The sequence below is a fragment of the Neptuniibacter sp. 2_MG-2023 genome, assembly GCF_030547495.1.
Lineage (GTDB): Bacteria > Pseudomonadota > Gammaproteobacteria > Pseudomonadales > Balneatricaceae > Neptuniibacter.
This window is the reverse complement of record NZ_JAUOQC010000023.1, coordinates 12,997-34,607: the sequence shown is the minus strand read 5'-3', so window position 1 is coordinate 34,607 and position 21,611 is coordinate 12,997. Positions and strand designations below refer to the sequence as shown.

Sequence of the window (21,611 nt, the reverse complement as noted above, 5' to 3'; positions counted from 1 at the left end):
GATGGTGAAAAACGGAACATACTGGGATGAAAAAATGGTCTAAATACTTGACTGGGAACCATAGTCACTTGTTATGCCCGTCGTTCAGAGAGTACTTCTTTGAATGCAAACATACCATTTAGTGCTGCTGGGAAACCTGCATAGACTGACATTTGTATAATCACTTCTTTCAGCTCTGTCTCTGAACAACCGACATTAAGAGCTGCATGTAAATGAACTTTTAGTTGCTGCATGCAATTACCCATTGCAGTTAATGCTGAAACGGTAGCTAATTCTCTTGATTTTAAATCTAACTCAGGACGAGAATAAATATCTCCAAACGGATATTCAATTGTGTATTTGCCCAAGTCAGGACAAATATCTTGTAGGCTATCAATAACTTTTTGCCCAGCTTCACCATCAATTTCTGATAATAGCTCTAACCCTTTGTCAAAACGTGAATTTTCCATTTTGTGTGCTCCTTTTTTATGAATACCAGCACACTCTACTAGTTAGAGTTAACTCTAAGTCAACTCACTTCTCCACTTTTGTATAAATTAATTTTCGCGTCCAATGCTTTTAGGTGCTCATTTTGCTGCCTGATATGCTTTACTAGATTTTCTTGATGTTTTTCTAGAAGTTCTTGCCGCTCTTTTACTGTTTGAGCACCCAACTCTCTTAAAGAGGCATATTTTTGAATCTCTTTAAGAGGCATGCCTGTGTCTTTAAGACGTTTAATGAAATTTACCCAATCGATATCTCTATTTGAATAAACCCGATGACCACTGGTATTTCTTTGAACATGTTTGAGTAAACCAACTTTTTCGTAGTAACGAAGGGTATAAGCCGATAATTCGACTTTGTCCGAAAATTCTCTCATGTTCATGATATCTACCTAGGGCCTAACGCTTTTATAACGGGCAGACAAAGCGCAGTTTTGGCTGTCCAGCCTCGAAGTGACGTTCGTTGATAAACTTTTTACATGACATAGTTTGATACTTCGATAAGATTTTGATCTGGATCTCTAAAGTAGACTGAAACGATTTTACCAGTTGCACCAGTACGATTAACTGGCCCATCAATTATTGATACTTTACAAGCATTCAGGTGAGCAATAATTTGATTTATTGGCTGTTTAATAATAAAACACAAATCAGAACTACCAGTTTTTACATTACCGGCTTTAGGCTCATATTCCTTACCTAATTGGTGCAGATTTATTTTTTGATTTCCAAAGGATAATGCAACACGACCTTCCCCAAAAACTACTTTTTCCATACCCATAACGGACATATAGAAATTTACAGTTTTATCAATATCCTTTACCGTTAAAACGAGATGATCAATGCTTTCTACTTGCACAACACTTCCTATTTAATTGGCATATAACGCCTTACACAGCGGGAAACGACGAGCACGAGCGAGTTTGTTTTCCGATGCTGTAACTTGTTATACATTTATTTATTTGGATCATAATTCAGAAAATCATCTTGTAAACCGAAGATGCGCCTTTTTGGAATGGACTCATTATCTTTATATTCTGTTTCAAACAAACCAAAATCACCACCAAATTCACCATCTAAAGTTTCCATAATATTAGCAATTACATTTTTTTGGTTTAGTTTAATTATATTGTATAAATCTGATTCTCGTGCACCAGATTTAAGTAAACTATCAAGTGATTTTGAATAAGATTCAGCTTCTGATTCATCCCATATCTCTAATATTTCACCCTTTTCTCTATCTATTTTGTTTTGATAAGCATTTATTGTTCTTTTCATCCAGCCACTTTCCATAGGTTGAATAAAAGCTTGTTTGTTGTAACAAAGCATTAGAAAAAAAGCTTTTTTATATTCTGTATATTCAGGGTCATTGTCGTTTAATATTTCAGATATTTTCTCTTGGCTAAATTCTATTCTATTTAAAAACTCAATAAGTTCTTTGGTATTTATATCTTCAAGATTAACCATATCGTTTCCTTTGCATAACGCTTTTATAAACGGCGCGAGTGTCTTTGCGCGTCCAATGGAGCCCACGTTACTTTGTGGGCGGAACGAGGTTTGATAAACTTGTTATACGCTTTAATGCAGTTGCTAAACATTGCGAGATGCTCCTGGAAATTTTTTAGCGAATTTGGATTTTCCTAACGCGCCATAGAGCAGAAATATAGGACCCAAAACCAACCCTACCCATAAATCACAATTACCCTCGACAAAGCAAATAAAAGCAGAAATACCAAACATAAAAAGCCCAATAAATACGGATAAGATTCTTAAGATTTTCGTTGTCAGGCTTTCTTCCATTTTCGGCTTCTTAATACGTATAACGCCCAAAGCAGCGGCGCGCGTTAGCGCGTCCAGCCCGTAGGGCGATGCTGCCTTTGCTTGTTAGGCGGGTCATACGACAGGACAATTACGCTCTCCAAAAAGGTTTTGGTTGGCATTCTTAAACCAGAAATCTAACATGGTTTCGCCCTCCAAAAACTCAATTTTAAAAATGTGGGTTGTATTCTCCTCATCGTAAGGAGCTTGAAGTCCATCAAGGGTTGTAGCGTCGCCTATTATAATAAATTCGTGATTGATGACATTATCGTTTTCTAGTATAGATTTTCCTTCAAACGCTAAAGAAGCACCTTTTCCAATTTGGACGCGATGTATGAAAGGCGTGGATATTTCGTAGTAGACAGCCTCTCCAATAGGGCTGTGTTTCAGTATATGATGAGGAGATACATAGTGGGCCGGAACCATATAACTAAGTGTGGCCGTTCGGTTCTCCGTATTTTCTCTATAGACTTTCATGAATAGAAAGTCGTTTTTATACTTCTCTTCCCAGCCAGGTAATAGGAAGTCTGGCGGCGTGAAATTGTCTCGTATTAGTTTTATCTCTTCCTCGTGAGACATTGCGATTCTTTCGAGATCGTTGTTTACCTGTATCTCATAAAGCGGAGTGAAATAGACATGCTCTGATTTTTCAAGCTCAGTACTTCCCTGGATATTCCACTTAGAGCCCAGCAACTTTCCTGAATCGATTATTAATTGCTTGATATCAGGCTTGGTATGATGAAACAGTTCAATGGAAATATTCCAATCTGTATCTTTTTCAGCTTTGCCAATTGCATGCTCTCCAGCATCATCCGGCATTAGAAGCTCACATTTGTATAACTGTGATCCATCATCAAAGTCACGAATAAAGTCGCTGGATTTAAATCTAGCTCTCGATGTATATCCACACGATATATCAAAGTTAATATCGCATAAGACATCACCTCCGAAATTGGCCAGACGGCAGGGGAGAAATATGAATGGCTGCAGCCAGCGAAGTGCGCCATCCCAATTGAAATATATTTGGTCAGGTATAATGACAGAGAATCTTTCGGCGTGAACGAGCTTGCATTTTATATACCCATAAATGGTATTTGTAGCCAATCCTTTTGAGCCGTAATCATTTATATAGAAATGGTCCGTCTTAGACTCTATTCGATTATATCTTCTGTTTTCCTTCATGCTTTCGATTTCTTCCGTGTTTGCCTAACGCCCAAGCAGCGGCGCGCGTTAGCGCGTCCAGCCCGAAGGGCGATGCTGCCTTTACTTGTTAGGGAGGTCACCTTGCTTTTCCAAATATGAAATCGACATCAACGATTTCAAGAAAGTGAGGGGACAGGCCCCCTTAAATTGACAATACCCTTACTCAATCCTAAGATCAAAGCCAAGCATTATTCATTACATCGATAAAAGGATTTACCGATGACTCGCCCAAGAAAGGAACTCGTATCCGTTCAAGATACCCCCTATTACCATATTGTTTCACGTTGTGTTCGCCGCTCGTTTTTATGTGGCTTGGATCACTCAACAGGTAAAGACTACGAACACCGTCGTCAATGGATCGAAGACCGAATACGCATTCTATCTTCACTCTTTTCCATTGATATCTGCGCCTATGCCGTGATGTCAAACCATCTTCATATTGTGATTAAACTCTGCCCTACTCAAGCACAAAGTTGGTCAAATACTGAAGTTGTAACGCGTTGGTTAAGTTTATTCAAAGGCCCCTTACTGATTCAGCAATGGCAAGCAGGTGAGCCTCTCAGCAAAGCTCAACTCGATACAGTGAGTGATATGATAGAAGTCTACCGGGAACGCTTAGCTAACCTTAGTTGGTTTATGAAATGTCTAAATGAACCCATTGCTCGCCAAGCTAATCAAGAAGACAAGTGCACCGGCCACTTCTGGGAGTCTCGTTATAAATCACAAGCCTTGCTAACCGAAGAAGCATTACTGTCTTGCATGGCCTATGTAGATCTAAACCCTATACGCGCTGATATAGCCAAAACACCGGAAGACTCAAAGCATACGAGCATCAAAGAGCGCATAAACCCGAAATTCAATTTAACATCCGCGATAGACTCTCAAAAAGCACTGCTTGCTCTGCAACATTTCCAATCCCCTGTAAAACCTCTGGCACAATTTGAAGGAAATATCCGAAACGAAGAACAGCAGGGTATTCTATTCAGCCTAGAGGATTATCTAACCTTAGTCGACATGACAGGCCGAATATTACGCGATGACAAACGCGGAGCTATATCCGCACACCTACCACCCATACTAGAAAGAATAGAAATAAACCAAGAAGAATGGCTGAATAACGCCACTCAGTTTGAAAGGCTTTATCACAAAAAATTCGCACGAAAACGAAGGCATAACCAAGCGGCCTAACTTCAACCTTTCTTATCTACAACCGATAAAGTATCAGCTCATTCGCTGAGATATACGGCTAACTCAAAAACACCGAATATCTCCCAATAAACACTTAAAACCATCAATCAGCCACTTGAAGTAAAAACAAAGCCTAACGGCAAAACCTATAACGAAGGAATGAAGGTTTTTTTTTTAAAAGTGCATGTCCCTGTTTATTTATGTTGGCTTATAAACGCTTAAAGCAGTTGAGCGCATTGCGCGTCAATTGCCTGTTTTTTGTTATGAGGACTCACCACCCCCTCCTCAGCCAGAGCAACCCTGCTGTTAAACAGATGCCAAACGGGACATAAAAATAGAAGTTAATTTCTTTAGCCAGTCCATAAAAAACTAGACAGAACAAAACCATTAGTGCCGGAAATTGCCATGTATGAAAAAAACCAAATACACCAACTTCATTTTTCTTAAGCCATCGAATCATTATTGGAAGCCAAAGAAAAGAAAGCACCCAAAATATAATACAGATAACGATGCTTGAAACTTCACTCACTTGAAGTACTCATAACGCTCAGCTAAGTGGCGCGCAAAGCGCGTCATTACTTAAGCGCCTTGTTATAAATTTCTTTACCAGTGCGTTTTTGCATTAAATCTCGGCATTGTTCAGAAACACAAGATTCTAACTGCCATGTTTTAGTATCTATAAGCTCATTAACTATAAACATAGAAGATTCAATATCACCGTCTCGTAACTTTGACTCTAACTTACGTAACTGGGAAATATCGTAAGCAGCATTAGAACCAAGGGTATCTTCGATGATTGCAGTAGCAGCAGAATCTGCGTGCTTATTTATTTCTGTAGCCATCAAATACCAGCCGTACTGTCCGAAAACTAAGAGAGCTATTATCGATAACGAATATTTTAAATATTTCATAGTGCTAAAAATTTATAACGCCTCGCATAAAGGGTAACTACTTGTTGGCTAAACTTGCGCGAAGCGCCAGCCAACGAGTAGTTGTCCCAACGAGCAAAGCGAGGTTTAATGCGTTTGTTAGGCATCATTTTTCACGAAATCTCTTGAAAGCATCTGAGATGCTACAGATGCTTTGTACATTCCAACACCTTTAATTTGCTTCGCGACTTCATACCCTTCGTCTCTGAATTTAGCGAGCATATTACTTAGAGCCGTTAGTCGGCTCGTATTTAAAACCATTCTTACTGCAGTGCCCCGACAAAGGTGAGGTAAATCTATATGCTCTTTACCGTTAACGTCTAACTTAATTGCATGATCACCTGAACAAACAATAAAGCTGCCACCTAAACGACAAATACGATTTATCATATACAAACCGAAACCTGAATTATGCCAAGGGTCCTCTGTATCAATTATTGCCCCTTTATAATTTTTACTTGAAATTGCAGGCATCAAAGCCTGCTGGATGCCGTCGCAATGGCTTTCAATTTCTATATGAGGGTTGTCCTTAAGTGAAGCTTTCAAGCCTTTCCCATTATCGACAATCGCAATTTCAACTTTGTTATAATAAGGCCAATATTGAGCGCAGTACTCGAGACTTTTTGAATTACTATGCTCGTAGACGTTTCTCATTATTTCCCGAATAGAAAAAGTTAAGGCATCGTTTAAATCGCCGTGCTCTTCTTGCGATAGTATCTTGGCCAAGTGTTCAGATCTTCGCTCTATTACATTTTGTTCAGCTTCCCATTCAGCGGATGCCTCGTCTATAATTGTTTGCACTCTTAATATTGTGAATGGTACAAATCGGTCATTGCCATCGACGCAATTAGGTTCTCTTCCATGTTTTAAACCGAAAGCTCTGAAAAAGCCCATGTTTGCAGCATAGTCTTTTCCTTTGTGTCCACGACACATAACTCGAGTTTCTTTGTTTCTCCTATTGAAATCACGAATAAATTTGGCTACATAAACCATAGTAAAAGGCTCAACTCTTCCCATATTTGAAAAGTCGATAGTTACTTTTTCTTCATTGGCGCATTCTTCGATCTTTGAGCAAAAATCAAAAATCGCTTGAACGTTACATTGGGATGGGAAGTTAATTAACGGCACGAATCCTCCTTGATGCCTAACAGCTAAATATATGACAGATTGTCGCGTTTAAACACGACAATTTGTCATATATCTACATGAAAAAACTTGAGAAAAACAACCTAGCTCTTTGATTATCATAAGCTTTCCTTAGCTAATTTTTCCTATTACCGGAGAAAATATACAAAATTGTCCTACTATCCTTACATAAAATAAAGCAGGATAAAATATTTGCTATACAACCTTCGCTCACGGGGTGAGCGCCTAGATTAGGATGTTCCTTGTAGAAGGCCTATCGTTGGTCGAAATTTAATAATAAAAAAAGCGATAAAGAGCCTAGTCTCGTCTATTTACAGATTAGTTTTATATAAACATAAGAGCGGTTCAGAGGCTCGCCAACAGTAAGTCTATCCATCACCCCGCCCGAGCAAACTGTTCATCAAGTCGGCTTGTACCTAGGCCACTCATTTTATTCACTTTAATCTGTACAGGGATTCGTTCTTTCATGGCTTCGATATGGCTGATGACTCCAATCATTTTGCCTGAGGCATTGAGGCTATCGAGTGCATCGAGGGCGGTGTCTAAGGTTTCACTGTCTAAGGTGCCAAAGCCCTCATCTAGGAAGAGTGAGTCGATACTGGTTTTTTGACTCACTAGATCAGATAGAGCCAAGGCGAGCGCCAAACTAACCAAAAAGCTTTCGCCACCGGAGAGGGTTTTGGTATCCCTTGAGGTGTCAGCCTGCCAAGTATCCAGCACTTCTAACTCTAAGGCTGCGCCCTGTTTGCGCTGTAAGCAGTAACGGCCATGCAGTCGTTCTAGCTGAACGTTAGCAAGGTGGACTAGATGATCAAGTGTTAGGCCTTGGGCAAAGCGTCTAAACTTATCCCCCTTTTGCGAACCAATTAAGCTTTGTAGATAGGCTAAATCATCGTACTGCTGTTTAGAGGCTTCAATTTGCTTAAAGAGCTGAGTTTGTCCCTCACGGCGGGCTTTATCATCATCTAGCAGAGCACTGACTTGGCCTTGTTCATGGGTTATCTCTCTTAACGCCTCTTTGTCTTCACTCATGCGTTGCTCAAGACTCGGCAGTGCTTCAGGGTCGCTTTCTCCCCCGCTATACTCAGCAAGTAATGTTTCTAACCGTTGCTCTGCTTGCTCTTTTAACGCGATAGATCGCTGCAATGCGGTGCTTAGTTGATCTTTCTGTTCTTGCAGTTGCGCACGCTGCTCATCATTAAGTAGCGCCGCTAGGTACTCGGCCTCACTCCCAAAAGGACTCTGAGCCAGTTGCGCATCCCACTCATTACGGAGTTGTTCACCCTCTGTATGTAAACTCGCCCTCTGCTCCTGCAACGCATTTTCTGTTGCGTTAAGGTCCTGTAGCTGCTGATTGATAAGCTGATGCTGCTCATGGGTCGTTTGATAGCTCTGCTCTGAGTCCCGTAGCGCAGTTTGGGCCTGTTGCCGCGCCTCATCCACCTGTTTATCGGCAAATAATGCGTAGCGCTGCTGACGATTGCTCTCAGCTCGCTCCTTAATGGCCTGTAATTCTGTCGTAACTTGTCCCAGCCTCTGTGTGATTTTTTCTGCCTGTCGCTGGGTTTGCTCTCGCTCTGAAGTGAGTGCCGCGATCTCTATCTCTATCTGCTGTTTTTCTTCTTCAGCTTTTAGGTAGCTTTCTACCGTTGCACTAAGTTGTTCTAGCCACTGCGTCGCATTTGCAAGCTCTGGCATCGGCAACTGTTGTGCACCGATGCTTTCGGCTAGGCTTTGTTTGAGGGTTTCGCTCTCTTCTACTGCTTTTTTAAGCGTTTGGCTCAAAGAGCTAATGGTTTGCTCGCTATAATTTAACGCTTTTTGCGTTAACGCTTGCTGCCCTTCCTCCTGCTGTAATTGGGTTTGGGCGGTTTGAACTTGAGCGTTGTAACGTTTTGCTTCTTCAATCTGTGTTTGCAAAAAGGTCATTCGTTGCTCAAGCGCCTGAGCTAACGCGGCATAAGCGGCCTGATCGTTTATATCAATGGGTGACTGGGATGGATTAGCATAAGGCAGACCCGATACAAGCCCCTGCCAACGATCCATCTCCTGTTGTATATCGGTGTCGATCTGCTCTAGACGCTCAGTAGCGCTTTGAAGCAACTGCTCCTGCTTACCAAGTTCCGCTTTAAGCTCAACTCCCTGATTTTGGATATTTTCCAGCGTGCTTTTAAGCTTAGTATAACGTAACTCCGTTTCACTCTGATCTATCTCTTGATAGCTACCCACCAGCGGGTGCTCTTTTGAGCCACACAAAGGACAAGGCTGATCCGGTTGAAGTTGCTGTCTCGCTGCCGTCAGATCTGAGATCTGTTTTTCTAATGTTAAGCGCTGTTCTATATCGCTAAGCTGCTCGCGTTTATCTTTATACGCTTCCCGAAACTGCTTGAGCTGCTGATCAATGTGCTGCTTATCTTGATTCGCTTGCGCTATTTTATCCTGTAGTGCTGCTTTTTCTGCCGACAGTTTTGTAAAACTTGAGGCGATAGCGGGTAGCTGTCCAACAACACCACGTTCCCCCATCACCCTATGTAAAGATTGCTCAAGAAAGGTCTGTAAAGTTTGGCTATCCTGTTGATGTGATGCGGCTTGGTTATCGAGCTGCTGCTGGGCATGGGCCACGTTTAACCTTGCCTCATCTAGCTGTTTATCCGCCTGGCTCAGTTTCTGTTGCTGTTCAACCCGTGTTTGCTGTAGCTCTGTTAACTCAGCTTGTTTAGCTTGCTCAACCGCTTGCAGCTCTATCATTCGCCCAAACTGTGCGCGCCAAAGAGGGAGTTTATCCACTAACGCTTTATTGATAGATGGGTTAGTTAATAGACTGCTGATCTCGCCACGGCGCTGGTTTAGTTCATCACTGCGTTGTTGATTTTTGTTAAGTGTCTGTTCGCACTCCACTTGCTCTGATTGTAGCTGTTGGAGCTGGGACTCTTTTTCCTTTAACTGATCAACCTGCTGCTGATAAGCGGCATCGAGTGGCACCACTTTTTCATTTAACAGTGTTTCTAACGCGGCATTGTTTTGTTTTAAGGTTTGCAGGGCATCCTGCTCTACGCTCTGGCGGGTCTGTAGCGTCTCAACCTCTGTACTCTTTTGCGCTTTCGACTCGGCTAACGCGCTTAATTCAGCATCGATTTTTACTAACTTAGGTTCGTTCGCTTTTAACGGGTTATAAACGCGGCTTAGCTTTTCGGCCAATGTGCTTTGCGCTAAACGCTCAAAATTCTGTTTTTCACGCGCAAGCTGTTCCTCTGCTGTAACCAGTTCCCTCTCTGTCTGAGCCAGTGTATTAAGCGCTTTTTTCTTTTCAGCCAAAAAGGTAGCTTGTTTTTGTAACTGCTCAAACTGGCTATTTTTCTCCGTAAACTGCTGACCTAGGGCGTCACGTTTTTCCATAAGTTCAGTTAAACGCTCTTGCGTAAGCAGTTCCACACCTTCAGCTTTAGCTTGTAGCTTCTCTAAGGCTTGTTTGCTTTCACTATAACGGAGAAAGACTTTTTCAGAGATAAGGCCATAGATCTCAGTGCCGGTTAACTCTTCGAGTAGTTCTGCTCGCTCATTGGCATCGGCATTTAAAAAAGCAGCGAACTGTCCCTGGGAGAGCATCATCGATTTAGTGAAACGATCGAAATCCAAACCGCTTATCTGCTCAATTAACTGGCTCTTCACTTTAATCTGACTGGCCAGAATAGTACCTGTCGGTGAGTCGGTGATATCTGCCAGCTCAACTTTAGCGTCTTGCAGGTTTCCATCTACCTGGTTACGAGAACGGCGTTGACTCCAAAATGCCCTATAGCGTTTACCTTTTACTTCAAATTCAACTTCGGCTAACGCATCCGCTGTACCACGCGTCATCAGCTCGTTGGTCGACTTAGAAATATTAACCAATCGAGGTGTGCGGTGATAAAGGGCGAGACAGATGGCATCAAGAATGGTGGTTTTGCCTGCACCGGTCGGCCCGATAATGGCAAACAAGCCATTGTCGACAAAAGGCGATTTTGTGAAATCAATTTTCCATTCGTTTTTCAGGGAGTTAATGTTTTTAAAACGTAGGGATAGAATTTTCATACATCATCTCCCGTTGCAAAAAGATCATCCACAATCGGTGCGTCACTCTCTTTTTTAGACTTTTTTGCGGGTACGGCGGTGGAGGTAACCTGTACCGCTGAGGTCGCTGAAAGCGGTGGTTCCTCATCAAACAAGGGCAAGGCTTCAGCTTCAACTTGAGTTGACGCGACAGGTTCTACATCTGTCACTATGGGCATAGCCTCATTAAGCGCTAGCCTTGTCGCTTCAGGAACAACCTTAGCGGCATCAATGGCTGTAGAAACCGGCTTACTCGGGGCGAAACCGTTCTCCTCTTCCACTTGATTAACAATCTGGGCAAAACGTTCTTTAATTCGTTGCAGGCGAAGTTTGTCTTCATCACCTTCAAATACTTCACTTTCTAAGCGCCGTTCAAAGACCTCAAAGGGATTCAGCTCATCCAGTGTCTCTGTCTCTTGACGGATCATCTCGCTAGACCGCTGCTTACGCGCTCGACGTAGGAGTAATACCTCAACCGGCATATCTTGGGTCAGTTTCTCTATACGTTGCGTCAGGTCATTCAGGTAATCTTGAGTTTCAACTTCAATAGAAAGCCATACAGGTAACTCATGCTCAGTGCGATCAATCTCAAGCAGTGCCTCTTCAATAGTTTTAAGGTCCCCCTTAATCACTTGCATAGGCTGAAATTGAGGGACATAGAGCGGCTCTACACTCACTAAAGCGGTATCATCAAACTCAACCATCAGCACCTGTTTTTGACTGCCCAGTTCATCAAAACTCAATGCGATGGGCGATCCGCAATAACGTATATGTTCTGATTTAGCAACGATCTGCGGACGGTGTATATGACCTAGCGCGATATAATCGGCAGGCGGAAAGGCACTCGCAGGAAAGGCCTCTAAAGAACCTACATAGATATCTCTTACCGAATCTGAGCTTTTAACCCCCATAGCGGTTAAGTGGCCGGTGGCAATAATCGGCAGTTCTAATCCTAGTGCTTTGCGTTTTTGATCGGCTGCTTCATATACCTGCTGATAATGCTCGGCAATCCCATTACCTAGCGCTTGCGCTTTATCGCTAGCCGATTCATTCGCATGACTTTGCAGTACATCTCGGGGTCTTATATAGGGTATCGCACACAAAATGACTGAAGGTTCGCCCTGACGATTGTTAAGTGTAATCACCTGATCACTTAGGTTGTCTTGTACATTGGCAATCACATCTGCGCTTAGGTATTTAAGCAGTCCTTTAGATTCATTTAAGGTTGAAACTGAATCATGATTTCCACCTAAAACGATCAGCTGACAGCCTAGCTTATTGATAGAAACTACCAGCTGATTATATAGCTCACGGGCGTAGCTGGGTGGCGATCCCGTATCGTAGATATCACCTGCAATAACCACTGCATCTATTTGTTTTTCTTTAATTTTATCAAGCAACCACTGAATAAATTTTTGATGTTCAGCTAATCTGCTTTTACCTATAAAGTGTTGACCAAGATGCCAATCAGAGGTGTGTAAAATACGCATCATAGAGCTTTGAACTTCCTTATCATTTGTACCGTTCGACTCCGCTAGCTTAGGGCGGACAAGGCAGTAATAAGTGCGGTTTTTGCATCAGCGCAATGGTAAACCTCAGGTAGTTTATCCATACGCTCATACATAATTTCAAGCACACTAACGGGATCAGCCAAGAGCATAATATCAAGCTCTTCCTCTGCGGAATCGCTACCATCATCATGAGTTTCAAACTGGTAGAAACCAGGCTCAGGAATCAGAACATCCTCCTCAAACCCATCCAAATATTCATCCATGCCCATTTTATGAACTTCCAAAACAGATGAGCAGCTAAAGTAAAGTATCTGGTAGGTCAGCGGAACCGAAAGAAAGTCGCGTTTAGAGGCGTAGGCAAGAAACAGTTTATCTTCTGAATCAGCATGCATAACCAAATAGGCGTAATCACATCCTGACTCAACCTCAAGTGGGGTAAGCTCTTCCACAGGCACAAATTGTGTCACGGTTTATAGCTCCATTACGTAATCAGGGAGATCCGCTTCAGCTGGTACAGGTGTTGGATTACCCTGCTCATCAATAGCAACGAATTTAAAGGTCGCTTCGGTTACTTTTTCTCGTTGCCCTATACGGCCGCGACGAACCCAAGCCTCCACATGTATATCCATCGAACTGCGCCCCACGCGGGTGACATCAGTGTAAACACCCAGAATATCCCCTACTTTTACCGGACGAATAAAACTCATGCTATCAAGGGATGCTGTTACAACACGCGCCTGTGCCCGCTGACCTGCACAGATACCTGCCGCTATATCCATTTGCGATAAAACCCAACCCCCAAAGATATCACCTGATGGGTTAGTGTCTGCGGGCATTGCAATGGTTCTCGTTGTTAAGCGGCCACGCGTTTCTCTTATGTCGTTCTGATCAATCATAAAGCATACCCATTACATTCAATGAAAATATGGCCGTAGCATAGAGGATTACAGCGCCTTTGGAAAAGGCGATTGATATGACTTTAAAGAATAGATCTATTTTTATCTCCATATCAGTTGTGATGCACGTTATTATATTTGTAAACACAATGCTTAGAGAGAACGTTATGATCATTGTCTGCCCTACTTGCATGACCTCCAACCGTATACCTGATGACAAGTCCCATCTGCAGGGCAAGTGCGGAAAGTGTAAAGGCGCACTGCATACTTATAGCCCCGCTGAATTAACTGATGCTAATTTTGAGAAATATATCAGTCAAAACGAACTACCCGTTATTGTCGATTTTTGGGCAAGCTGGTGTGGCCCCTGTCAAATGATGAAACCTATTTTTGAGAAAACAGCCGCGGAGACTGAAACACTGCTGTTTGCTAAAGTAGATACAGAACAGGCTCAAAAAGTTAGTGCGAATATGCATATCAGAAGCATTCCCACCATTATCATGTTCCAAAATGGTCATGAGATCGATCGCGTATCAGGTGCATTACAGGAAGCACAGCTAAAACAGTGGATCTTGCAAACTCTGAATAAGGCTTGATCTACAGATGATAGCGAAAAAAATTGCCGATGAGCTGGGCGTTAAGCTCCCTCAGATTGACGCCGCAATAAAACTTTTAGATGGTGGAGATACCGTCCCTTTTATTGCACGCTACCGTAAGGAGCTGACCGGCGCACTGGACGATCAACAGTTACGCATTTTATCCCAACGACTTATCTATTTAAGAGAATTAGGTGCCCGCCGGAACGTTATTCTTAAAAATATAGACGAACAATCCAGCCTTACACCTCAGTTAAGACAGGCGATTCTATCAACGGATAACAAAACACAACTAGAAGACCTTTATCTTCCTTATAAAAGTAAGCGCCGTACTAAAGCACAGATAGCCCGTGAGGCACTGCTTGATCAACTCTTAGATAAGATTATCGCGAAGCCTCACACCGCCCCTTCTCAATTAAGTAGCGGCTTTGTAAATCCAGACAAAGGCTTTGTTGATATTGATGGGGTACTAGAAGGTGCCAGCGCTATACTGAGTGATCGCATCTGTGAACATGCTGAGCTGTTAAACCGTTTACGCTCTACCTTAACTGAACAGGCGCAACTGCACGCTTCAGTCGTTAAAGGACAGGAAGACGCCGGCGCTAAATTTAGAGATTATTTTGATTACACTGAGAAACTAAAGATAATCCCCTCCCATCGGATGCTAGCTCAGTTACGTGGCACTAATGAAGGCATATTAAAACTAAAGCTTATCATTCCCGATGAAGAGCACTGCCAACAACTGATCACTCGATACTTACAACTACCTCGTAATGGTGAAGGCGCAGAATGGTTGCAGGATCAACTCAAAAGCTGCTGGAAAACCCGCTTACGCACTAAGCTTCAGAAAGAGTTGATACAGCATTACAAAGAGCAAGCAGAGAACGAGGCAATTCTGGTCTTTAGCCGTAATCTTAGAGATCTGCTACTCAGCGCTCCAGCGGGCCCTAAAGTTACCTTAGGGTTGGACCCTGGCCTTAGAACCGGTGTTAAAGCCGTTGTGGTTGATGAAACAGGAAAACTGATCAACTACACGACTATCTATCCTCACCCGCCTAAAAACGATTGGCAGCCCTCTAAGGACAAACTCTACGAACTTTGTCACCGTTATCAAGTCGAGTTAATCAGCATTGGTAATGGCACAGGCTCAAGAGAAACTGAAAAGCTGGTTTCTGAACTATTACAGGAACACACTGATATCCATGCGCAAAAACTGATTACCAGTGAAGCGGGTGCATCAGTTTATTCAGCCTCCGAACTGGCAGCAAAAGAGTTTCCCGATCTGGATGTTACGATTCGTGGTGCTGTTTCCATTGCGAGACGTTTGCAAGATCCTCTTGCTGAACTGGTAAAGATTGAGCCTAAAGCGATTGGCGTCGGACAATATCAACATGACGTGAACCAAAACCACCTTTCTGAGCAGTTAGAAACCGTTATAGAGGATTGTGTAAATGCGGTAGGTGTTGATATTAATAGTGCCTCCGAAGCGCTGTTAACAAGAGTCTCTGGATTAAACCAAACACTCGCAAACAACATTGTTCAATACCGTAACGAAATAGGTCGTTTTAAATCGCGTCAGCAATTATTAAAGGTACCTAGGCTGGGCCCTAAAGCTTACGAGCAATCCGCAGCGTTTTTAAGAATACGAAATGGCACTCAGCCTCTTGATAACTCGGCGGTACATCCCGAATCTTATGATTTGGTTACGCAAATAGCCAAACGCAGTAACTGCCCTATTGCACAGCTAATCGGTGATAGGCATTTATTAGGTAAACTCAGCCCCTCTGACTTTATCAGTGATAAATATGGACAATATACGATTACTGATGTCATGGCTGAATTAGAAAAGCCGGGCCGCGACCCCCGCCCTGAGTTCAGGGCTGCTAGATTACTAGAGGGTGTTGAAAGCATCGCTGATCTACATGAGGGCATGAAACTAGAAGGTACGGTGACCAACGTCACTAACTTTGGCGCTTTTGTTGATATAGGCGTACATCAAGATGGGCTTGTGCATATATCTCAGTTGGCAAATAAGTTTGTTAAAGACCCCCATACTGTCGTTAAACCCGGTCAAATCGTTAGCGTACGCGTAACTGAAGTTGATATTAAAAGAAAACGTATCGCTCTTAGTATGAAAGCGGATCAATAATAAACGTAGTAATGACAGATAGGTTGTTGTCATTTAATCGGTTATATTAATTTTTTAAAAAATAAGTAGGTACTGTATCAATGTATGTAGCAATGAATAGATTCAGAATCGCACTAGGAAAAGAAGACGACTTTATTAATATCTGGAAAAATCGTGAAACCTTTCTAGATGAGGTTCCAGGCTTTAAAAGCTTTAATCTTCTACAAGGAAAAACCGATGAGGAGTGCACACTGTTTGCATCTCATAGTGTTTGGGAATCGGAAGAGGCATTTATGGGATGGACTAAATCAGAAGCTTTTCGTAAAGCGCACGCTAATGCGAAACCCGCCACCGATATCTATTTAGGACCGCCCTCATTTGAAGGCTTTAGCTCAGTACTATAAGAATAAAGAAATAGGCAGAGCAATCACTTTATGTGAGCTGCTCTGCAAAGCCGAATAACGAGCAAACTATTCGTCGATCAAGGTATCTATCAAGTCGATCATAAACTCGGTTTCCTCTTCAGTCATCGCCTCCCAGCCAAGAAGGTTCATACTTTCAAGAACACTACGCCCTTTTTCATCATCGATCATATTAATGAGACGCTGCTGAATGGTAGACGCATATTTTTGCAGTTTAGGACTTAATAATAAGGTGTGATGCACAACACTAATTTCACTACTCACCAAAATTTTCATCTGGTTTTTAATAAGATCAGATAGCTCATCATAGGCATCTTTTAGAAAAAAGCCGACATCCGCATTTTGATTCAATACATTTTTAGCAACGATCACATAACTGTCAACGGCTAAGGTTTCTGTATTACTTGCATCCAGATCTGCTGGCTCCAGCATGATCATACCAATGCGGTTAACGTCAGGGTCATCTGTTGTAACTAAGGTCGCTCCGGGTTTTAAATCCTCTACCGATTGGATGGCAGCATCTTTATGGGTTGCGATAATAGTTTCATCAGGCTTTGATATGGGCCGTACGAGAGCTTTGAAACCAAGTTCGCGCACTAGCATAGACGCATCAAAGGGGTTCGCATAAACCAAATCAAACTTGCCGGCTTTAATATCTTTACGTTGGGCATCAAAACAATCATAAAGCTCTAGGTGAACCCCAGTCCCTAACTGTCTCTGTAACCAAGTATTGAAAATAAACCAACCGGAGATATGGTCTGGCGCAAAATCAGGACTAACCGTTAAATTCAATGTCATTTTAGACGCAACCTAGCTAAGTGTTTTATATAGCGCTTCACTTTCAGAAATTTTACTGCGTGAAGGTTTACGTCTTACCGAGGTATATCCAACAACCACACCATTACGTATGTTTGGAATAACCGTCGCTTTGACCCAGTAATAAGCACCATCTTTACGTAAGTTCTTTACGTAACCATGCCATTTATTACCTGCTTCTATTGTTTCCCAAAGCCCAGCGAAAGCCACTGAGGGCATATCGGGATGCCGAAGAATATAGTGATTAGTACCAATTAATTCATCTTCGGTATAGCCAGACATTTCCACAAATGCTTGATTAGCATGAGTGATAACGCCTTGAGTATCAGTGCGGGAAACGATCAGTTTTCCCTCAGGATAAGGAACCTCTCGATCAAGAACGATTGCTTTACGAGAAGTTCCATCATGATAGTTGATGACTATATCACGAACATCTTTTACATCATGTTCAGGCATCAAAAAACCTATTCTGTTGTTTGGGGAAAACGGCTTAGAGTATCTTCCCTATTGCCTCTGCTGCACGTTTTACATCCAAAAAGATTAAGCCAAGACGAGCATTCGGTTTAGCAACAACAGTCAATACAGATTCATCATTTGCATGAGTCATCAGTATGTAACCTTTATCACCTTTTACGAGTACTTGTTCTAGTTCTCCACGTGCAAGCTCAGTGGCAGTACGTTCACCTAGTGAAAGCATTGCCGCACTCATTGCACCGACTCTATCTTCATCCAGACCTGCTGGAAGAAGAGCTGCGATCATTAGACCATCTGTTGAAATGACAGCGGACGCTTCGATTTCTGCCGAAGTTCCGTTCAAGTCACTCAGTATAGAGGTCAACATTTCTGAGCGCATATACATACTCCTTTAATGTAAGGCGTTAAAATACAGGAATTTAAAAATCGGTTATTGATCAACATCAATAATCGAGATAGCGCCGTGCTAAGGCACTTAATAAATCAACATAATTATTGTGATTCAATCGTGGCATCTGATCGATAACCAGCACAAAGCGCTGGTGGCCTAAATGAATCACCCAGAAACCAACTTGGCTTAATCCCACTGGATCAAGCATTCCCCATGACTCCCCCATAAAGGAAAGGTCACGGTTCAGAAGAAGACTATGCCTCTCATGCAGTGAACTAATATCAGCGGCTAAAGCACATAATGCCTCAGCATGATCTGGGTTATAACCGGTGGAACCAAGGCAAAAACCATGATCGTCCGCTAACGCAACTTTAGAAGTACTGGAAAGGTTCGCCAATAAACCAGGAAGAATTTTTTCAATAGAATCATCAACAACACGCACAGGCGTGTCACTCAACTGTACAAAATTCTTCTCTAACAGCTTATCAAAAAGCTCTTTCGCTTCAGTTTCTTCTAAGTCAGTTAACTCCATGATCAGCTCGTGACTAAAAGGCAGCGATACATCTGTACTAAGCAGCTGCAATAGTAGAGCTCTGGCATCATCAGGCTCTGATCCTACAGTTGCATAAAAGGCACCTGCCGGACAGATTTGAATAAACTGATTCTGAATAGTAGCACTCGTCACAAATTAACTCCGAAACCTATCGTCTAACTCTGTTTCATTCCTGAAACCATCCAAGTGAATATGCCCCTGACATGAATGAAAATACAACACGTTGAGGAACATCTAATATCCTTACAACATCTAACGCAGACAAACTATGTCCAGCCCATACTTCACTGATCTCTTCACCACTTGGCAATGGCAGAAAGCGAACAAAATCAGGCCGTGTAGATAATTGCATATTCTTTTCGGGATCCATCCCATTAAATAACCGTCCTCGCGCTGTCCAGATAGCCACTTTCCAGATCAACGTTTGTGCATCTTCTACGAGATGCTTACTTTTACCTTCTAACTCAAACTCACTTTGCGCTTCTATATCAAGTTCCTGATAACCAAAACGGGTTAAAGCAAGTTGGTTTAAAAAGTCGTCAGTAAATGTAGAGTAAAACACCTGTTCCTCAGGAAAGTAGTACATCTCTCCCGGCAATCCGGTGATTTCGATAGGTTGCTCCATTTTCTTTGCTAGAGCGACCGCTTCTATAATTTTTGCGAGCAGAGAGTCTTCAGCACTAAAAAATATACGCCTTCTCTCTTCTTTCTTACTAAGATCAACATCTCCGGAGTTGCCACAACGCTGAACAACCTCTTCTGGTGTGAGCTCATGCTTAGCAAATCGCTGTCTATCCGCATCTAACGCTTCTATATCCAAATCATCGACATCCAAATCATCGACTTGAAGCTCGGTCTTATCAGCCGCTTCGTTGGATTGAGCTTCCTTTAAATTCTCTTTCTCTTTCTCTTTGCGGGCTTTTTCTATGCGCAACTTTTCCAAGCGAGCCTTATTAATGCGCTCCTGCGTCAAACGTGCTTTTTCTATACGCTCCTCTTCTAAGCGTTTTTTCTCAATACGCTCTTCTTTCAAGCGATCTTGCTCTGCACGTTCTTCTTTTAACCGTTCCTGCTCTAAACGCTCCTGTTCCAAACGCTCTTGTTCTAAGCGTTCCTGTTCTAAACGCTCTTGCTCTAAACGTTCCTGTTTTAACTTTTGAAGCTTCAGTTCTTTAAGCTTTAGCGCCTTCTTTTTCGCCAAAAGCGCTTTCGTCTGTTCAAGCTTCTCAGCCTCTAATTTGGCTCTCAGCTCAGCTTCTTGTGCTTTAATCTCTTCTTCAAGTTGCTGAACTAAACGGTCAGAAGCGCTTACCACTAAATTACCACGCATCAACTTCTGTTTAAGTGCTTCACTTTTCCGTTTTTTGGAATACTGTCCACCACGATAAAAATCAACATCTCCGGGACGTACTTGCTGCTCGGATGGTTTGCTGTCGCCAGTAATAGAGTCAGCGCTCTCCGATTCAATATCAAATCCCCTAACGAGATTAAGTAAATCATCAGAATTGTGTGGCTTTTTAAGAAGAACAAATCCATCCCAGCTTAGATCTCTAATGCTGATGACGATTTTATAAGTATCGGCAAATTTTTCATTGATCTGCTGCTGCACATCAGCATCTTTACTCGCTTGATCACCATTGACAATAATGATAGCCGCACTACTTGCGTTCACTAGTTCACAATCGACAACAGAAGAAAAACAATATTCAAGCATTGCCTGATTGGGTCCAATAAAACCAACCAAAGCAACCTTACGTACATTTTCTAACTGATTGTTTCTTCTTATACTCATTTAAATTCAGCTACCCTTAATTTCATCCATGTAGACTAGCAGGCTGAAAGCGTCCATTGATCAATACTGAATGCTTTGTAGAAAGCTTAGATAAGCCTTCCAGATTATCTTCTTCTATAGCGCGCTTTATGATCTTTTGAACTTCTGGTGTCATAACTGACTTAGCTTGCTCAAAAAGCCTTTTCCGTAATGTAGCGCCCTTTTTACCCAGCACTAATAAGAAATCAGCAAACGCGCCTTCGAGTGCTTCGCTATCGTAGCAAGCAATAGATAAGTAAATCCGCTTAGTATGAAGACGTAGTTTATCCGGCTCCGCTGCAACCATACGGGTGAAATGGTACAAGATTCGTTTTCCTTGATGACCCTTATAAATAAGGTATCTAGGATGCTGTGCATCAAATGCAGCTTGGATACGACCGGTGTTTGGGCTATCAAAATCCGAATTTAGTTCCCAATCAGCTAACGCATCCCAAATTGGAGAATTCAAGGCTCCCTCCTATCCTATAATTATCGTTCTAACGATGAGAAAGATGTAAACAACTGTTTGTTTATATCCTGACAAACGACAGATTACAAATCTATCGGCCATAAATCGCATATATTAAGCAAATTAAATTCTAATTTAGACTAAATTAACATGTATTACCTTATTTCAGATAAACATCATACAATTCAAACCACTTACGTTCATCTAACAAACAATATTCTTTTGACTTCATCCTAAAGTATTGGTCTGTAAATTATCGACAGTCTTAATAGTTACGTTGCCAGCGGACAGAATTCCATCCGCCAATCAACACTATATTTCCGAGTATTCCTCAACGAGACAGCACTAACATAGATGACTATTACGACTCATAGACCATAGAGGCAAGGACTCTTCCTGCTCTTAGATTACCCTGAACATGCAGAATAACGCCCCCAAAAGCACAGAACGCCCCTGCTTCGGTTAAATCGCGTGCAGAGAGCTCAGCGTTAAAACTGTAGCTAAGCGCTATCAGCACAGGCTAACAATGGAACGGAATTTTCGCGAGGTTAAGCGCTCAATACAGAGTGATGCCAATAAAACAGCTGAACTTATCCGCTAGGAATGTACGGCATACAACTGACATCCGAATTGGAGCCAATTAAGCGGCATTGGTATTTGATAAGAAGCCATTGATATTAACGTTAAAGCAGA

General features: G+C 42.2%; 22 protein-coding genes. 4 read left to right on the top strand and 18 right to left on the bottom strand.

Features of this window, described 5'->3' with window-relative positions:
• Positions 1–71: 71 nt before the first annotated feature.
• The 6 genes from Q4486_RS15435 to Q4486_RS15410 form a co-directional block, all read right to left on the bottom strand.
• Entirely contained in the window at positions 72–449 is a 378-nt protein-coding gene (locus Q4486_RS15435) for a carboxymuconolactone decarboxylase family protein (protein WP_303419832.1), read from the bottom strand.
• Between the two features lie 59 nt (positions 450–508).
• A complete protein-coding gene (locus Q4486_RS15430; protein WP_303520059.1) occupies positions 509–865 on the bottom strand; it encodes a MerR family transcriptional regulator in 357 nt (118 codons plus the stop codon).
• A 92-nt stretch (positions 866–957) separates the two neighbouring features.
• A complete protein-coding gene (locus Q4486_RS15425) occupies positions 958–1,341 on the bottom strand; it encodes a VOC family protein (RefSeq protein WP_303419836.1) in 384 nt (127 codons plus the stop codon).
• A 95-nt stretch (positions 1,342–1,436) separates the two neighbouring features.
• Positions 1,437–1,949 carry a hypothetical protein gene (locus Q4486_RS15420; protein ID WP_303520057.1) on the bottom strand — a complete coding sequence of 171 codons (513 nt, stop codon included), beginning with the start codon at positions 1,947–1,949 and terminating at the stop codon, positions 1,437–1,439.
• Between the two features lie 123 nt (positions 1,950–2,072).
• A complete protein-coding gene (locus Q4486_RS15415) occupies positions 2,073–2,282 on the bottom strand; it encodes a hypothetical protein (protein WP_303520055.1) in 210 nt (69 codons plus the stop codon).
• A 93-nt stretch (positions 2,283–2,375) separates the two neighbouring features.
• Positions 2,376–3,482 (bottom strand): hypothetical protein, encoded by a 1,107-nt coding sequence (locus tag Q4486_RS15410; protein ID WP_303520053.1) that lies wholly within the window; start codon positions 3,480–3,482, stop codon positions 2,376–2,378.
• Positions 3,483–3,722: 240 nt separating this feature from the next.
• Here Q4486_RS15410 and Q4486_RS15405 point away from each other — a divergent pair, with 240 nt between their 5' ends.
• Positions 3,723–4,691 (top strand): transposase, encoded by a 969-nt coding sequence (locus Q4486_RS15405; protein WP_303520052.1) that lies wholly within the window; start codon positions 3,723–3,725, stop codon positions 4,689–4,691.
• Positions 4,692–5,266: 575 nt separating this feature from the next.
• On the opposite strand, the gene Q4486_RS15400 is transcribed toward Q4486_RS15405, so the two are convergent.
• The 6 genes from Q4486_RS15400 to Q4486_RS15375 form a co-directional block, all read right to left on the bottom strand.
• Complete coding sequence (locus tag Q4486_RS15400; protein ID WP_303520050.1) at positions 5,267–5,533, bottom strand: hypothetical protein; 267 nt, start codon at positions 5,531–5,533, stop codon at positions 5,267–5,269.
• 186 nt (positions 5,534–5,719) lie between these two features.
• Entirely contained in the window at positions 5,720–6,748 is a 1,029-nt protein-coding gene (locus Q4486_RS15395; RefSeq protein WP_303520049.1) for a hypothetical protein, read from the bottom strand.
• A 393-nt stretch (positions 6,749–7,141) separates the two neighbouring features.
• A complete protein-coding gene (locus tag Q4486_RS15390) occupies positions 7,142–10,834 on the bottom strand; it encodes an SbcC/MukB-like Walker B domain-containing protein (protein ID WP_303520047.1) in 3,693 nt (1,230 codons plus the stop codon).
• On the bottom strand, positions 10,831–12,345 hold the full coding sequence (gene sbcD, locus Q4486_RS15385; RefSeq protein ID WP_303520046.1) for an exonuclease subunit SbcD: 1,515 nt from the start codon (positions 12,343–12,345) through the stop codon (positions 10,831–10,833). The genes Q4486_RS15390 and sbcD overlap by 4 nt, the downstream gene beginning before the upstream one ends.
• Positions 12,346–12,386: 41 nt before the next feature.
• Positions 12,387–12,830 (bottom strand): hypothetical protein, encoded by a 444-nt coding sequence (locus Q4486_RS15380; protein ID WP_303520045.1) that lies wholly within the window; start codon positions 12,828–12,830, stop codon positions 12,387–12,389.
• Positions 12,831–12,833: 3 nt separating this feature from the next.
• Complete coding sequence (locus tag Q4486_RS15375; protein WP_303419714.1) at positions 12,834–13,259, bottom strand: acyl-CoA thioesterase; 426 nt, start codon at positions 13,257–13,259, stop codon at positions 12,834–12,836.
• Between the two features lie 167 nt (positions 13,260–13,426).
• Between Q4486_RS15375 and trxC the strand changes: the two genes are divergently transcribed.
• The 3 genes from trxC to Q4486_RS15360 all read left to right on the top strand — a co-directional run bounded on the left by trxC (position 13,427) and on the right by Q4486_RS15360 (position 16,387).
• Positions 13,427–13,855, top strand: coding sequence for a thioredoxin TrxC (gene trxC / locus Q4486_RS15370; RefSeq protein ID WP_303520044.1), 429 nt, complete (start codon positions 13,427–13,429; stop codon positions 13,853–13,855).
• A gap of 7 nt (positions 13,856–13,862) precedes the next feature.
• Positions 13,863–16,004, top strand: a complete 2,142-nt coding sequence (locus Q4486_RS15365) for a Tex family protein (RefSeq protein WP_303520043.1) — start codon at positions 13,863–13,865, stop codon at positions 16,002–16,004.
• Between the two features lie 80 nt (positions 16,005–16,084).
• Positions 16,085–16,387, top strand: a complete 303-nt coding sequence (locus Q4486_RS15360; RefSeq protein ID WP_067865393.1) for an antibiotic biosynthesis monooxygenase — start codon at positions 16,085–16,087, stop codon at positions 16,385–16,387.
• Between the two features lie 66 nt (positions 16,388–16,453).
• On the opposite strand, the gene Q4486_RS15355 is transcribed toward Q4486_RS15360, so the two are convergent.
• The 6 genes from Q4486_RS15355 to Q4486_RS15330 all read right to left on the bottom strand — a co-directional run bounded on the left by Q4486_RS15355 (position 16,454) and on the right by Q4486_RS15330 (position 20,918).
• On the bottom strand, positions 16,454–17,203 hold the full coding sequence (locus Q4486_RS15355) for a phosphate/phosphite/phosphonate ABC transporter substrate-binding protein (protein ID WP_303520040.1): 750 nt from the start codon (positions 17,201–17,203) through the stop codon (positions 16,454–16,456).
• 12 nt (positions 17,204–17,215) lie between these two features.
• Entirely contained in the window at positions 17,216–17,677 is a 462-nt protein-coding gene (locus tag Q4486_RS15350; protein ID WP_303419723.1) for a PAS domain-containing protein, read from the bottom strand.
• A gap of 34 nt (positions 17,678–17,711) precedes the next feature.
• Positions 17,712–18,074, bottom strand: coding sequence for a roadblock/LC7 domain-containing protein (locus Q4486_RS15345; RefSeq protein ID WP_067865400.1), 363 nt, complete (start codon positions 18,072–18,074; stop codon positions 17,712–17,714).
• Positions 18,075–18,138: 64 nt separating this feature from the next.
• Positions 18,139–18,771, bottom strand: a complete 633-nt coding sequence (locus tag Q4486_RS15340; RefSeq protein ID WP_303419726.1) for a hypothetical protein — start codon at positions 18,769–18,771, stop codon at positions 18,139–18,141.
• 34 nt (positions 18,772–18,805) lie between these two features.
• Positions 18,806–20,431, bottom strand: coding sequence for a hypothetical protein (locus tag Q4486_RS15335; RefSeq protein WP_303520039.1), 1,626 nt, complete (start codon positions 20,429–20,431; stop codon positions 18,806–18,808).
• A gap of 22 nt (positions 20,432–20,453) precedes the next feature.
• Positions 20,454–20,918 carry a hypothetical protein gene (locus tag Q4486_RS15330; RefSeq protein ID WP_303520037.1) on the bottom strand — a complete coding sequence of 155 codons (465 nt, stop codon included), beginning with the start codon at positions 20,916–20,918 and terminating at the stop codon, positions 20,454–20,456.
• Positions 20,919–21,611: the final 693 nt, after the last annotated feature.

What these genes read in the sequence shown, in the direction of transcription:
- Q4486_RS15410 (WP_303520053.1), bottom strand. Translation starts at nt 3,482, where the DNA reads ATGAAGGAAAACAGAAGATATAATCGAATAGAGTCTAAGACGGACCAT.
- Q4486_RS15350 (WP_303419723.1), bottom strand. Translation starts at nt 17,677, where the DNA reads ATGCCTGAACATGATGTAAAAGATGTTCGTGATATAGTCATCAACTAT.
- Q4486_RS15335 (WP_303520039.1), bottom strand. Translation starts at nt 20,431, where the DNA reads ATGAGTATAAGAAGAAACAATCAGTTAGAAAATGTACGTAAGGTTGCT.
- Q4486_RS15435 (WP_303419832.1), bottom strand. Translation starts at nt 449, where the DNA reads ATGGAAAATTCACGTTTTGACAAAGGGTTAGAGCTATTATCAGAAATT.
- Q4486_RS15345 (WP_067865400.1), bottom strand. Translation starts at nt 18,074, where the DNA reads ATGCGCTCAGAAATGTTGACCTCTATACTGAGTGACTTGAACGGAACT.
- Q4486_RS15365 (WP_303520043.1), top strand. Translation starts at nt 13,863, where the DNA reads ATGATAGCGAAAAAAATTGCCGATGAGCTGGGCGTTAAGCTCCCTCAG.
- Q4486_RS15420 (WP_303520057.1), bottom strand. Translation starts at nt 1,949, where the DNA reads ATGGTTAATCTTGAAGATATAAATACCAAAGAACTTATTGAGTTTTTA.
- Q4486_RS15430 (WP_303520059.1), bottom strand. Translation starts at nt 865, where the DNA reads ATGAACATGAGAGAATTTTCGGACAAAGTCGAATTATCGGCTTATACC.
- trxC (WP_303520044.1), top strand. Translation starts at nt 13,427, where the DNA reads ATGATCATTGTCTGCCCTACTTGCATGACCTCCAACCGTATACCTGAT.
- Q4486_RS15405 (WP_303520052.1), top strand. Translation starts at nt 3,723, where the DNA reads ATGACTCGCCCAAGAAAGGAACTCGTATCCGTTCAAGATACCCCCTAT.
- Q4486_RS15415 (WP_303520055.1), bottom strand. Translation starts at nt 2,282, where the DNA reads ATGGAAGAAAGCCTGACAACGAAAATCTTAAGAATCTTATCCGTATTT.
- Q4486_RS15390 (WP_303520047.1), bottom strand. Translation starts at nt 10,834, where the DNA reads ATGAAAATTCTATCCCTACGTTTTAAAAACATTAACTCCCTGAAAAAC.
- sbcD (WP_303520046.1), bottom strand. Translation starts at nt 12,345, where the DNA reads ATGATGCGTATTTTACACACCTCTGATTGGCATCTTGGTCAACACTTT.
- Q4486_RS15400 (WP_303520050.1), bottom strand. Translation starts at nt 5,533, where the DNA reads ATGGCTACAGAAATAAATAAGCACGCAGATTCTGCTGCTACTGCAATC.
- Q4486_RS15355 (WP_303520040.1), bottom strand. Translation starts at nt 17,203, where the DNA reads ATGACATTGAATTTAACGGTTAGTCCTGATTTTGCGCCAGACCATATC.
- Q4486_RS15360 (WP_067865393.1), top strand. Translation starts at nt 16,085, where the DNA reads ATGTATGTAGCAATGAATAGATTCAGAATCGCACTAGGAAAAGAAGAC.
- Q4486_RS15375 (WP_303419714.1), bottom strand. Translation starts at nt 13,259, where the DNA reads ATGATTGATCAGAACGACATAAGAGAAACGCGTGGCCGCTTAACAACG.